This window comes from Streptomyces iconiensis, assembly GCF_028657195.3.
Taxonomy (GTDB): Bacteria; Actinomycetota; Actinomycetes; order Streptomycetales; family Streptomycetaceae; genus Streptomyces; species Streptomyces iconiensis.
In genome coordinates this window covers 44,285-56,898 of the sequence record NZ_JANCPR020000018.1, presented here as the reverse complement: position 1 = coordinate 56,898, position 12,614 = coordinate 44,285, and the positions used below count along the sequence as shown (strand labels likewise).

Genomic DNA, 12,614 nt, shown 5'->3' with positions numbered 1-12,614 from the left:
GACCCGGCCCGGGCGGGCCGGTTCGCGGACTCACGCCACCGCGGCCAGTTCCAGGCGGGCCGAGAACTCGCGGACCACGGGCTCCTCTCCGTACGGTTCGAGCCGCTGGCGGAAGTCGTCCAGATACTCGGCGCCCCGGTCCGAACGCAGCCCGCCCAGCAGCTCGGTCGCCTGCGCCCCCGTATGGCAGGCCCGCTCGATCTCGCGCTGCTGCACCTGTGCGCTCGCCAGCAGGTACAGCCCGATGGCACGCCGCCTCGCGCGCCCCTCGGGGTGCCCTGCGACGGCCTCCTCGGCGCGTGCCGCCGCGCTCTCCGCCTGCCCCAGGTCCCGGTGGCAGTGCGCCAGTTCGTCCGCCAGGTAGGCGCGGTCGAAGTGCGCGATCCATACGGGGTCGTCGCCCGAGCCCTCGGCGGCGTCCGCCGCGTCCATCGCCGTCAACGCCCGTGTGGACGCCGACTGACAGGCCCGCGCGTCTCCCATCAGGGCGTGCCCCCGCGCCTCGGCAGCGTGGAACATCGCCTCGGCGCGCGGCGTCACATGCCCCCGCGCTCCCTCTTGCGCCGCCCGCGCCAACTGTGCGATCTCACGCGGGTTTCCGAGGGAGGCGGCGAGGTGGCTCATGCTCGCGGCGAGCACATAGCCGCCGTACGCGCGGTCTCCGGCGGCCTGTGCGAGCCGGAGCGACTGGATGTAGTAGCGCTGCGCCAGACCGTGCTGGCCCGTGTCGACCGCCATGTAGCCGGCGAGTTCGGTGAGCCGCGCGACGGCGGCGAACAGCGCGCGGCCGACCGGTTCGCGGTACGAGCCGGCCAGCAGGCCCGAGACGACGCTGTTGAGGTAGTGCACGACAACGGGCCTGATGTGCCCGCTGCCGTAGCGGTGGTCCAGTTCGGAGAGCGCCTCCGTCATGGCGCGTACGGCCTCGACGTCGGCCGTGCCCACGCGGGCGCCCGAGGCGCGTGCGACCTGGGTGTCGGGCGCGGTGATCAGCCAGTCGCGGCTGGGCTCGACCAGCGCGGAGGCCGCGACCGTCGAGCCCGTCAGGAAGTCCCTGCGCCCCACGTCGCTCCGCCACAGCTCGCAGACCTGCTCGACGGCTCCGAGCACGGTGGGCGCGAACTGGAGCCCCACTCCTGAGGCGAGGTTCTTGCCGTTGGCCATCCCAATCTCGTCGATGGTGACCGTGCGGCCCAGTTTGCGGCCCAGCGCCTCGGCGATGATGCCGGGAGCGCGCCCGCGCGGCTGCTGGCCCCTGAGCCAGCGTGCGACAGAGGTCTTGTCGTAACGGAGGTCCAGTCCGTGCTCGGCGCCGCACATGTTCACGCGGCGCGCGAGTCCCGCGTTCGAGCACGCGGCTTCCTGGATGAGCGCTTGCAGCCGTTCGTTGGGCTGCCTCGCGACGAGCGGCCTCGCGGCCATGTGATCCCCCTCTGGATGAAGGCTATGCATGATCACTGCCCAGCGCATATGCCGTGACTCTGTATAAATCCCACCCTTCACAGCACAATGCGCCTGAGGGGATCTACCCACCCAAGGCCCCCCGTCTGCGCACGCGCCCCCACACATGCACCCATGCGCCGTTCCGCGCGCGGGCTGACCCCGGCCGTGTGACCCGTCCCTCCGTCCGCCGGGTGCGTACTCCCTCGGCGGGTGCCTACTCCGGCGACGGAGAGGTAACGATGCACCTCTCCCGGCGCCGCAGGCGCCCCGTAACCCTTGCCGGATGCGAAAGTTGTGATGGTCGTGGAAGCCACCATCGAAGTCACACGTGGAGTTACAACGAGCGCGCACTCCCCTCAGCAGCGGTCACAGTCCCTACTCGAACACGCGGTGCGCTACGCCCAGGAGCGCGCCTGGGACGTCTTCCCCGGTACCTGGCTTGAGGCGGTGGACGGCGTACCGCGCTGCGTCTGCGGTGCTTCCGGCTGCGCGGCGCCCGGCGCGCACCCCACCAGCTCCGACTGGGCGGGCGAGGCCACCGGCAGTGCGAACACCGCGCGCCGGATGTGGACCAGCGAACCCCGCGCCTCCGTACTGCTGCCCACGGGCCGCGCCTTCGACGCGCTTGAGGTCTCCGAGGCCGTCGGCTGTTTCGCGCTGGCCCGGCTGGAACGCATGGAGCAGTCCCTCGGCCCCGTCACCTTCACCCCCGACGGCCGGATGCACTTCTTCGTCCTGCCCGGCGCCACGGCCAAGGTGCCGGACACCGTACGCAGGCTCGGCTGGTCACCCACCTCGATCGACCTCTCCGCACGGGGCGAGGGCGACTGGGTGGCGGCGCCGCCCAGCAGGCTCGGCACACGTGGCTCCGTGCAGTGGGCACGCCAGCCGACGGCGGCCAACCGCTGGCTGCCGGACGCCACCGAACTGGTCCCCGCGCTCGCCTACGCGTGCGGTCGCGAGGCCGCCGCCTCCCGGGAGCGCTGAGTACGGGCGGTCACAGCCGGCCCAGGACTGCGGCCTACCATCGGGAGCCCCAACACGCGCAAGACGAGAGGGGCCGGCCGATGGCAGAAACGCACGCCGTATCCGTACGAGGGCTGTGGAAGTCGTTCGGCGACCACGTCGCTGTCGCGGGCATCGATCTGGACCTTCCCGCAGGGCAGTTCATCGGTCTCGTAGGTCCGAACGGCGCCGGCAAGACCACCACCCTCTCCATGGTGACCGGGCTGCTGCGCCCCGACGCCGGCACCGTCGTGATCGGCGGGCACGACGTGTGGAAGGACCCCGTAGCCGTCAAGTCCCGTATCGGCGTGCTCCCCGAGGGGCTCCGCCTGTTCGAACGGCTCTCAGGGGCCGAACTGCTCACCCACATGGGCGCGTTGCGCGGCATTCCGGCTGACGAGACCGAGCGCAGGGCCGGGCAGCTGCTGGAGGTCCTCAATCTGTCCGGGGCGCAGCACAAGCTCGTCGTCGACTACTCGACCGGCATGCGCAAGAAGATCGGTCTGGCCACGGCGCTGCTGCACAACCCCGAAGTCCTCTTCCTGGACGAGCCGTTCGAGGGCGTCGACCCCGTCTCGGCGCAGACCATCAGAGGCGTACTGGAGCGCTACACCCGCTCCGGCGCGACCGTGGTCTTCTCCAGCCATGTGATGGAGCTGGTGGAGTCCCTGTGCGACTGGGTCGCCGTGATGGCGACGGCGCGCATCAGGTCGCACGGCCCGCTCGACGAGGTGCGCGGGGACGCTCCGACTCTCCAGGACGCGTTCCTCACGCTGGTCGGCGCGCAGGGCCGCCCGGCGGCGGGCGACGCGCTCGACTGGCTGGGAGGCGGCGCCCGATGACCGTGCCGAGCGCCACACCCCATGCGGCGCCGACGGCGGTCACCTCGACCTTCGTACGGCTGAAGCTGGCGCTGCTGCGCAACGGGCTGCGCCAGTCCACCGGGAGGACGTTCTTCTTCGTCACCTCCGTCGTACTCGCGCTGCTGATGGGCGCGTTGCAACTGCTGGGCCTGCTCCTGCTGCGGGGGCACGAGCAGGCGTCGGCGGTCGCGGTCACGTTGAGCTCGGTACTGGCCCTTGGCTGGGCCGTGGCCCCGCTGTTCTTCCCCGGCGGGGACGAGACGCTGGACCCGGCGCGGCTGGTGATGCTGCCGCTGCGCCCGCGCGGGCTGGTTGCCGCGCTGCTGACGGCTTCACTGGTGGGTATCGGGCCGCTGTTCACACTGGTGCTGGCCATCGGCGCCGTGGCCTCCCTCGCGCACGGGGCTGCGGGCTGGGTGGCGGCCGTGCTCGCGCTGCCGCTGCTCGTGCTGGTCTGCGTGACCCTGGCGCGCGCCGTCGCCGCTGCCAACGTCCGCCTGCTCAACAGCCGTAAAGGCCGCGACCTGGCGCTGCTGAGCGGTCTGCTCATCGCGCTCGGCGCCCAGTTCTTCAACCTCGGGGCCCAGAAGCTCTCCCAGCCGGGCGGCCTCTCGGCGCTGGAGCCCGTGGCGCGGGTGCTGAACTGGCTGCCGCCCGCCTCGGCCGTGCACGCCGTACGCGCCGCGAGCGAGGGCTCGTACGCGGTCGCCGTGCTTCAACTCGCCCTCGCGGGCGCGGCCCTGGCCGCGCTGCTGTGGTGGTGGCAGCACACGCTGACCCGGCTGATGACCTCGCCCGACGCCTCCACCTTCCAGGCTGCGACCGGCCCGGAGAAGCGGCGTGGCACCCGTCGCGGCCCTGCCTCGCTGCTGCCCGAGGGGCGAACAGGTGCCGTGATACTGCGCACCCTGCGCTATGCGTGGCGTGACCCCAAGACGAAGGTGGGCTGGGCCTCTTCGCTCGGCATCGGCCTGCTGCTGCCCGTGGTGCTGGCGCTCCAGGGCACGGGCAGCCCGTACAACGCGTGCTGGGCCGCCGGGCTGCTGGGGCTCCAGATGTACAACCAGTTCGGGCAGGACTACTCCGCCTTCTGGCTCGTCGCCTCCACGGTGTCCACCGTGCGGGACGCCTACGTCGAGCTGCGCGCCCGGCTGCTCGCCGTGGCACTCGTCGCCGTCCCCTACGTCAGTGCCGTCGTGCTGCTGTCGGTCGTACTCCTGGACGCGTGGGGCATGTTCGCCGAGGTACTGGGGATCTCCGTCGCGCTGCTCGGCGCACTGCTCGCCACGGGCACGATGGCGTCCGTCTTCTTCCCGTACTCCATCCCCCAGGACGACGGCCGGCGCAACATCGCGCCCGGCCAGGGCTCGATCGCCTACGTCAGTCTCCTCGGCGGCATGGTGTGCGGCGGGCTGCTGTCGGCACCGATGATCGCGCTGGCCGTCTGGCTGCACATGAGCGGCGGACAGACGTGGGTGCTGCTGCCCGTGGGCGCCGTCTACGCGCTGGCACTGCCCGCGCTGACCCTGCGCCTGGCCGCACGGCGCACGGCAGCCCGGCTCCCAGAGATCCTGGTGGCGGTCAGCAGAGGCTGAGATCCAGAGGCTGGGCGGCGAAGCCGGGTTCCGGAGGCTGAGGCGAACGGAGGCGGAGGTTCGGAGACCGAGGCGCGCCGGGCTGAGGCTCGGAGGCCGAGGCGGAGGCTGAGGTTCGGATGCCGGGGGGGCAGGAGGCCGGGGTACGGCGGCCGGGTTCAGCTGCCTGCGGGGAGCGCCGCCTGGAGGAAGGGCTCGACGACCTTGCGCCAGTCCTCCGGCTGGTCGTAGTGGATGAGATGGCCGGCCTCCGGCACCTCGGCGTAGATGCCGCGCGGCAGCACGCGGACCATCTCCTGCGCCTCGGCGCGGCCCAGTTCACCGTCGATGCCGCGGACGACGAGGGTGGGGCAGCGCACCTGCGCGAGGTCGTCCCAGTGCGCGTCGTAGACCCACGTCTCGCGGACCCGCATCATCTGGCGCGGGGAGAAGACGGGCCGCCAGCCGTCCGCGCGTTCGGCCATGACCTCGGCGAAGAACTCTCCGCGCGAGGGCTTCGAACGCTCCAGTACGGGGTCGTCCTCGCCGAACCACTTGCGTACGTCCCCCAGCGTCGCGAAGGGGACGGGCCAGGACTTGAACCACTCCTCCCACTCGCTCTGGGACTGCTCCCCCAGCGCGGAGGCACGCATGTCGCTGATGACGAGGGCCTGGACCAGGTCGGGGCGCTTGGCCGCGAGTTGCCAGGCGGTAAGGGCTCCCATGGCGTGCCCGACGAGGGCGACGGGGGCCAGGCCGAGCTGTTCGATGGCGGCCTCCGCGTCGGCGACGTACGCCTCGCGGTCGTAGGGCCCTTCGCCTGGCTTGTCGCTGCGGCCGTGGCCCCGCTGGTCGAGGCCGATGGCCCGATAACGCCCCGAGAGCCAGCGCGCTGTCCCGGCCCAGTGCGAGGCACGTCCCATCAGGCCGTGCAGTAACAGCACGCCCGGTGGTTTCTCCTGGCTCCGCGGCTCGGGCACCGGGGCGGGTTCGCGGTCGGCCACGCGCCCGGGACCACCCTTGGGCGGGTCCGCGAACTCCCAGGCAGCCAGCCGGATTCCACCTACGCCCGTCACGTTGATCCGTCGCACCATGCGTCCTGGCACCCCCACTCCCTCTGACCGCTGCGTCACCCTATCGAACTTCTATTCGAACACTCTGGTCCCGCGGCGAACACCCCACCTTCGAGTGACATGGCGCCAGGGTTGTGTGCCGCGCCCACGGGGAGACAGGAACCGGGAGGGGGGCAGACCCTGAGAGCTCGGGGCTCCGGGTCGCCACGGGGGGGGACATGGGGAGGCGGGGCCCCGGCGGATGTTGGCGCCGGGGCCTCTGCCGTGCTCCGGCGCCGTCATGCGCCGCGCATCACTCAGCGGGAACAGCATCGACGGCTCCCCTCCCGCCCCTGCACACCTCAGCGCGACCGGTCCCCTGGGCGCGCTTTCCCTACCAGCGACAGCGTCGCACGGTGCGCGCACGGTCGCTCGCGTTCCGGCAACTCTGATACCGGCTGGGCCAATTGGGAAGGTGCGGCGCGTGATACGCACCGCATCCCACGATGCTCGACGGAATCCGCGCGCCCTCAGCGCTTGGCGACGAAAACGTGCGCCGCGACCTCTGAGCCCAGCTCCGCCGCCTCGCCGCTGCTGCCGACCTGCACGCCGCCGGCCGCACCCGCGTTCACACTCACCACGGCGCCCGGCTGCACGCCGGCCCGCCGCAGCGTGTACATGAGCTGCGCGTCCATCTGGATCGGCTCGCCGATCCTGCGCACCACGACCGTCTTGCCTTCGCCACCGGGCTCCAGCTCGCTCAGGCTGACCAGCCCGGCGTCCAGGAACGGGTCGGCCTCGGCCTTCTCGCCCAGCTCCTCAAGGCCCGGGATGGGGTTCCCGTACGGCGACTCGGTCGGATGCCGCAGCAGGTCGAGGACGCGTCGCTCGACCGCCTCGCTCATCACGTGCTCCCAGCGGCACGCCTCCGCGTGCACCTGCTCCCACTCCAGGCCGATCACGTCGACCAGGAGACACTCGGCCAGCCTGTGCTTGCGCATCACGCGCGTGGCCAGCTGCCTCCCGTCGGCCGTCAGCTCCAGATGCCGGTCGCCCGCGACCGTGACCAGCCCGTCCCGCTCCATCCGGGCCACGGTCTGGCTGACCGTTGGCCCGCTCTGATCGAGGCGTTCGGCGATGCGGGCACGCATCGGGACCACACCCTCCTCCTCAAGCTCCAGGATGGTGCGGAGATACATCTCCGTGGTGTCGATGAGTCCTGACATGCGTAGCCCCTAGTCAGCTGGTGCGGTGGCCCTGGCACCAATTCTGACGCATCGCACTGACAACCGTGCCGCGCCCGACGAGACGGGGTACTGACGCCGGGTCCCGGTATTGACACGGGAAAGGTCCAGACCTCACCGTGATCGCGTCAATACAGGCGCCGGCACGTGCGAAAAGACAGCGCCGAGGACTGCGGTGAAGCCTGCGACGGCACTCAGCCGCAACGACCCGAGGGACCACGGGATGAGCGAGAAGACGCTGGCTGGGGACTTCTTCGACGCCGCGATCGGACTGCTGAGGCAGGTCAGGGACGCGGAGGCGAAGAATGTCGAGGCCGCGGGGACCATGCTCGCCGAGGTGATCGCCGACGGCGGATGCGTCTGGGCCTTCGGCGCCGGGCACTCCTCGCTGCCGGCCCAGGACACCGTCTACCGCGCGGGCGGCCTCGCCGTGATGAACCTCCTCAACGTGCCGGGTGTCACAGGCGTCGACGTCCGGCCTGCCACCCTCGGCAGCGCGCTGGAGCGCGTCGAGGGGCTCGCGGCTGCCTCGCTCGACTCCAGCCCGGTGCGCTCGGGGGACCTCCTGATCGTCATCTCCCTGTCGGGGCGCAACGCGCTCCCCGTGGAGCTGGCCCTCAACGCCCGGGCGCTCGGCCTCAAGGTCATCGGCCTGACCTCGGTCGCGTATGCGGAGGGCACCCGCTCCCGGCACACCACAGGTACGTTCCTCAAGGACCACTGCGACCTCGTCATCGACAGCCGTATCCCCGTGGGCGACGCCGAGCTGACGGCCGAGGGCATCGAGGCGCCGTTCGCGCCCGCCTCCACCGTCGTGACCAGCGCGCTGATGCAGGCCGTCGTCGCCACCGCAGCGGGTGAACTGGCCCGCAGGGGCATCGAGCCCCCCATGCTGCGCTCGGGGAACGTCGACGGCGGTCACGACTGGAACGCACGCGTCATGGAGGAGTACGCGGACCGGATCTTCTACTCCTGACCCGTCCGTCCCCGCCGTCCCGGCCCGATACCGCAGGAACCGCCCGCCGTGGCCGCGCGCGTGCCCCTGTCCGTGGGGGCGGCCTCACTTCCCGATCGCGTCCGCCAGGTCGGCGGCTGCGGACACGTGCGCGGCGATCTGCTCGGCGTAGACGGCGTCCGTACGGTCGAACGGCCGGTGCCCGGCGTCGCGCAGGAACGTGACGATCCCCAGCGTGCGCCCGCGGCTGCGCAGCACCGTGCACAGACCGTGCGCCGTGCCCTCGGGCCACTTGCGGGCCTCGGCCCAGCCCTCGGGTGCGGGCGGGCCGCTCGCACTGGCTCGGACCGAACCGCAGCGCGCGTACGCCTGGAGCGCCGGATGCCCCTCCGCGTACGCCACGGGGATGCCGCTGTCGGTGCCCGGCTCGATGAGCGGGGGGCGGCCACGGACGGCTGTCGGTGTGAGGACGGCGCGTACGAGACGCGGGTCACCTGGCGGAAGCGCGTCCAGACCCGCGTCGGAACCGGAGACGGGTTCGGGCCCCGGATCGGCCGCGAGGTCCAGCAGGGCGTGGTCGGCGAACCCGGCGAGCGCGAAGTCCAGATGGACGCGGGCCGCCTCCAGCGGGTCCTCGCACTCCCCAGCGGCGCGCACGGCCCGGTGGAGCTGCCTGTCGCGGAAGCGCAGCCGTGCCGCTTCCCGCTCGGTCTGCTTGTGCTCGGTGGTGTCCTGGAAGAGCCAGGCGACACCCAGCGGAACCGGCTCCTCGGCCAGCGGTGAGGCCAGCCGCAGGAACCCGCTGCGCCAGCAGCACCTGCGCCCCGCCTCCTGGGACGCTTCCCCTCCTGCCCCCTCGGGCCTGTCGGCCGAACCGCCTCTGCCGCCGGGCCCGCCGCCCCCGTTGCCGCCCTCTCCCCCGCTCCCGCCGCGTACGCCCGTGCCCTCGGCGCCTGTCGGCTGCCGGCCGCGCAGCGTCACCCATATCTCGGCGGGCGCGGGAGGTGCGCCCTCGCCCAGCACATGCTGGAGCGCGCCCTCCAGCTCCTCGACGCCCTGCTCCAGCAGTTCGCCGAGCGGGCGGCCCAGCAGGGCCGCGCGCGAGGAGACCTGGAAGGCACGCGCCGCGTACGCGTTCACGACCGTGGGGCGCAGGTCGGCGTCGACGAGGACGACGCCCCAGGAGGCGTCCTCAAGGAGCGCCTCGCTCAGGGCGATCGAGCGCTCCAGGTCGATCTGCGCGTGCACCTCGCTGAAAGCGCAGTAGACGCCCATGGGCCTGCCGTCGGCGCCGCTGACGCCTGAGGACTGGATACGGACCAGCACCCGGCCGCCGTCCTTGGTCAGCAGCGCGAACTCGTGCACCTGCCGTCCGGGGGCGCGCATGGCGCCCATCAGCTGCCCCTCGACCTCCTCGGCGTCAGCTGCCCGTACGGCCCAGCCCGCCAGGCCCTGCCTGCCGACGGCCTCGTCCTGTGTCCAGCCGAGCATGCGCTCGGCCTCCCGGTTCCAGTGGGTGACGACGCCGTCGGCGTCGAAGGCGCACAGCGCGGCGTCCATGCCGTCGAGCAGTGCGGCGAGAAGGAGTTCGTCATCGGCTCCGCCGCCGTCACCGTCCGAGGACGACGCGGAGTGGGTCTTGGATCGAGCCGCCACCTCGGCACCCCCTGCTTGCTCCGACTGCGGAACGCCACCGCGTGTGTACGGATCATTCAACTCGAACGTGACCCAGCACACACCGGGTTCGGGAAAATCGTTGTCGCCCCGAAATTCGATTGCACGCCTGTGCGGCCGTGCATAACGTGCGGGGCACACAGGAAAGGAGGTGATCCGGCTGATGATCAATCACCGGACGTGTGAGGTGGCTGCGGCCTAGGGCCGACGCCACAGTGTGAAGGCCCGCTCATGGGCCCGGGAGGCGCCCCCGGACATGTGCAGCGAGGCCAATACCCAGCAGTCACCCGGCCCGTGGGCTCGTCGGACTCGTCCGACCGGCGCCCTTCGCCTCCGGCGAGGGGAGCAGCCCACGGGCCGTTCTGCTGCCCGCAGGGGCACGAGGCCCCCACGGACAGCTGCGAACGACCACTGGCGACGACTACTGGCGCGTCGAACGACCACGTGCGGCTACTGGTGCTCCGAACGGCTACGCACGGCGCCGGACTGCCAGTGGTGCTCCGGGCAACTACTGGCAGAGCGCCGGGCTCCGGGAGCTGCCGCCTACGGGCAGAGCCGTTCGACCTCCCAGCCGTCCTGTTCCGTGCGCGCGAAGCGCAGCCTGTCGTGGAGCCGGTTCTCCCTCCCCTGCCAGAACTCGACCGTCTCGGGCCGCACCCGGAATCCGCCCCACTGGGCCGGTGCGGGAACGTCCTCGCCCTCCGGGTAGCGGGCGGCGAGCTGTGCGTACAGGCGGTCGAGTTCCTCGCGTGAGGCCACGCGGGAGGACTGTTCGCTGGCCCAGGCGCCCAGTTGGGAGCCGTGGGGACGGGTGCGGAAGTAGGCGGCGGTCTCGTCGCGTCCCGTGCGTTCGGCGACTCCGGAGACGATCACCTGGCGGGCGATGCCGTGCCAGGGGAAGAGCAGCGAGACATACGGGTTCGCCTCCAGCTCACGGCCCTTACGGGAGCCGTAGTTGGTGAAGAAGACGAAGCCCCGCTCGTCGTACCGCTTCAGCAGGACCGTACGGGAGCTGGGGCGGCCCTGTTCGTCGGCGGTGGAGACCACCATGGCGTTCGGCTCGTGCAGTCCGCTCGCCTCTGCCTGGGCGAACCAGCGCGCGAACTGTGCGAAGGGGTCGGGCGCGAGGTCGGGCTCCGCGAGGCCCTCGGCGCGGTAGTGCGCGCGCATCGCGGCGGGGTCGAGGGTGGTTGCCGTACGCGTGGGCGAGGCTGGTGGTGAACTCGCGGTCGTACGGCCGGATGTACGGGCGTCTGTCCGGGCGGCGTCGTCATCGTGAGGCACGCCGCTTATCTTGCAGCATCCGACCGGCCCGCGGTCGGACAGTCTGCCCGCCGGACACTCTCCGCACACCTGAGGGCCACGAATCAGGGCCTGTGCCTCATCTCACCCTGCCGCGCACGTGCCGGACCAGCCAGAATCTTGATCCAGGAGCTGTGGCATCCGTACATCACGGGCTATCGTTGCCGCTCCGTCCGGCAGGTGTGGACGCGCCGACCTGGGGACATCCCCCGGCCGAGGGCGGGGGGAGGGTCGACGGAGCGTGACCACCCACCCCGCCGGGCATGACCGGAGTAACGGCCCGGTCCTCTAGCCGCCGACACGGCAGGGGAACCGTTCCGTCCTCTTCCCAAGCAGACAGATCCGCCGTCAGCGACCCTGGCGGCCCATTCATGAGGGAGCCGCCAGATGTCCGATTTCGTACCCGGACTCGAAGGGGTCGTCGCGTTCGAGACAGAGATCGCCGAACCCGACAAGGAAGGCGGCTCGCTCCGCTACCGAGGTGTCGACATCGAGGACCTGGTCGGCCATGTCTCCTTCGGCAACGTGTGGGGGCTCCTCGTCGACGGCGGCTTCAACCCGGGCCTGCCGCCGGCCGAGCCGTTCCCCATCCCGGTGCACTCCGGCGACATCCGCGTCGACGTGCAGTCGGCGCTCGCCATGCTCGCGCCCGTGTGGGGCCTCAAACCGCTGCTCGACACGGACGAGCGCACTGCGCGCGACGAGCTGGCGCGGGCGGCCGTCATGGCGCTCTCCTTCGTCGCGCAGTCGGCGCGCGGCCAGGGCCTGCCAATGGTGCCGCAGAAGGAGATCGACAAGGCCGACACCATCGTCGAACGCTTCATGCGCAGGTGGCGCGGTGAGCCCGACCCCAAGCACGTCGCCGCCGTCGACGCGTACTGGACCTCGGCCGCCGAACACGGCATGAACGCCTCGACGTTCACAGCCCGCGTGATCGCCTCGACGGGCGCCGACGTGGCCGCCTCGCTCTCCGGCGCCGTCGGCGCGATGTCGGGCCCGCTGCACGGGGGTGCGCCCTCGCGCGTGCTCGGCATGATCGAGGAGATCGAACGCAGCGGGGACGCCTCCGCCTACGTGAAACAGCAACTCGACCGGGGCGAGCGGCTGATGGGCTTCGGACACCGCGTGTACCGCGCCGAGGACCCGCGCGCCCGCGTGCTGCGGCGTACGGCCCAGGAACTGGGCGCCCCGCGCTACGAGGTCGCGCTCGCACTGGAGAAGGCCGCGCTCGAAGAGCTGCGGGCCCGGCGGCCCGACCGGGTGCTGGAGACGAACGTCGAGTTCTGGGCGGCGATCGTGCTGGACTTCGCCGAGGTGCCGGCGCACATGTTCACCTCGATGTTCACGTGTGCGCGTACGGCCGGATGGTCGGCACACATCCTCGAACAGAAGCGGACAGGGCGCCTTGTGCGGCCCTCGGCGAAGTACGTGGGCCCTGGCCCCCGTTCGCCGCGTGATGTCGAGGGATACACGGCCTGAGTCCTGTCCCTGACGCTCCCCGC

10 protein-coding genes are annotated in these 12,614 nt (G+C 71.7%); 5 read left to right on the top strand and 5 right to left on the bottom strand.

What is annotated here, in order from left to right:
* Nucleotides 1-30: 30 nt before the first annotated feature.
* Nucleotides 31-1,422 (bottom strand): NsdA family TPR-like regulatory protein, encoded by a 1,392-nt coding sequence (locus NMN56_RS19200; protein ID WP_274046091.1) that lies wholly within the window; start codon nt 1,420-1,422, stop codon nt 31-33.
* A 318-nt stretch (nt 1,423-1,740) separates the two neighbouring features.
* Between NMN56_RS19200 and NMN56_RS19195 the strand changes: the two genes are divergently transcribed.
* From NMN56_RS19195 to NMN56_RS19185, 3 genes are all read left to right on the top strand, one after another.
* Nucleotides 1,741-2,430: a bifunctional DNA primase/polymerase gene (locus tag NMN56_RS19195; protein WP_274046185.1), complete on the top strand. Its 690-nt coding sequence runs from the start codon at nt 1,741-1,743 to the stop codon at nt 2,428-2,430.
* A gap of 80 nt (nt 2,431-2,510) precedes the next feature.
* On the top strand, nt 2,511-3,290 hold the full coding sequence (locus tag NMN56_RS19190) for an ABC transporter ATP-binding protein (protein ID WP_274046090.1): 780 nt from the start codon (nt 2,511-2,513) through the stop codon (nt 3,288-3,290).
* Nucleotides 3,287-4,906 (top strand): transporter, encoded by a 1,620-nt coding sequence (locus NMN56_RS19185; RefSeq protein WP_274046089.1) that lies wholly within the window; start codon nt 3,287-3,289, stop codon nt 4,904-4,906. The genes NMN56_RS19190 and NMN56_RS19185 overlap by 4 nt, the downstream gene beginning before the upstream one ends.
* A 158-nt stretch (nt 4,907-5,064) precedes the next feature.
* Here NMN56_RS19185 and NMN56_RS19180 read toward each other — a convergent pair whose 3' ends face one another.
* Nucleotides 5,065-5,979 (bottom strand): alpha/beta fold hydrolase, encoded by a 915-nt coding sequence (locus NMN56_RS19180; RefSeq protein WP_274046184.1) that lies wholly within the window; start codon nt 5,977-5,979, stop codon nt 5,065-5,067.
* A 488-nt stretch (nt 5,980-6,467) separates the two neighbouring features.
* Nucleotides 6,468-7,163, bottom strand: a complete 696-nt coding sequence (locus NMN56_RS19175; protein WP_274046088.1) for an iron-dependent transcriptional repressor DtxR — start codon at nt 7,161-7,163, stop codon at nt 6,468-6,470.
* 241 nt (nt 7,164-7,404) lie between these two features.
* Between NMN56_RS19175 and NMN56_RS19170 the strand changes: the two genes are divergently transcribed.
* The gene (locus NMN56_RS19170; protein ID WP_274046087.1) at nt 7,405-8,157 is read left to right on the top strand and encodes an SIS domain-containing protein; all 753 of its coding nucleotides are present in this window, start codon (nt 7,405-7,407) and stop codon (nt 8,155-8,157) included.
* An 84-nt stretch (nt 8,158-8,241) separates the two neighbouring features.
* Here the strand turns inward: NMN56_RS19170 and NMN56_RS19165 are convergent, their stop codons facing one another.
* Nucleotides 8,242-9,696: a PAS domain-containing protein gene (locus tag NMN56_RS19165; protein ID WP_430542643.1), complete on the bottom strand. Its 1,455-nt coding sequence runs from the start codon at nt 9,694-9,696 to the stop codon at nt 8,242-8,244.
* Between the two features lie 657 nt (nt 9,697-10,353).
* Entirely contained in the window at nt 10,354-10,980 is a 627-nt protein-coding gene (pdxH, locus tag NMN56_RS19160) for a pyridoxamine 5'-phosphate oxidase (RefSeq protein WP_274046183.1), read from the bottom strand.
* 519 nt (nt 10,981-11,499) lie between these two features.
* Between pdxH and NMN56_RS19155 the strand changes: the two genes are divergently transcribed.
* Nucleotides 11,500-12,591: a citrate synthase 2 gene (locus NMN56_RS19155; protein WP_274046085.1), complete on the top strand. Its 1,092-nt coding sequence runs from the start codon at nt 11,500-11,502 to the stop codon at nt 12,589-12,591.
* The last annotated feature ends 23 nt before the right edge of the window (nt 12,592-12,614 follow it).

What these genes read in the sequence shown, in the direction of transcription:
- NMN56_RS19190 (WP_274046090.1), top strand. Translation starts at nt 2,511, where the DNA reads ATGGCAGAAACGCACGCCGTATCCGTACGAGGGCTGTGGAAGTCGTTC.
- NMN56_RS19200 (WP_274046091.1), bottom strand. Translation starts at nt 1,422, where the DNA reads ATGGCCGCGAGGCCGCTCGTCGCGAGGCAGCCCAACGAACGGCTGCAA.
- NMN56_RS19195 (WP_274046185.1), top strand. Translation starts at nt 1,741, where the DNA reads ATGGTCGTGGAAGCCACCATCGAAGTCACACGTGGAGTTACAACGAGC.
- NMN56_RS19185 (WP_274046089.1), top strand. Translation starts at nt 3,287, where the DNA reads ATGACCGTGCCGAGCGCCACACCCCATGCGGCGCCGACGGCGGTCACC.
- NMN56_RS19175 (WP_274046088.1), bottom strand. Translation starts at nt 7,163, where the DNA reads ATGTCAGGACTCATCGACACCACGGAGATGTATCTCCGCACCATCCTG.
- NMN56_RS19155 (WP_274046085.1), top strand. Translation starts at nt 11,500, where the DNA reads ATGTCCGATTTCGTACCCGGACTCGAAGGGGTCGTCGCGTTCGAGACA.
- NMN56_RS19170 (WP_274046087.1), top strand. Translation starts at nt 7,405, where the DNA reads ATGAGCGAGAAGACGCTGGCTGGGGACTTCTTCGACGCCGCGATCGGA.
- NMN56_RS19165 (WP_430542643.1), bottom strand. Translation starts at nt 9,696, where the DNA reads ATGGACGCCGCGCTGTGCGCCTTCGACGCCGACGGCGTCGTCACCCAC.
- pdxH (WP_274046183.1), bottom strand. Translation starts at nt 10,980, where the DNA reads ATGCGCGCGCACTACCGCGCCGAGGGCCTCGCGGAGCCCGACCTCGCG.
- NMN56_RS19180 (WP_274046184.1), bottom strand. Translation starts at nt 5,979, where the DNA reads ATGGTGCGACGGATCAACGTGACGGGCGTAGGTGGAATCCGGCTGGCT.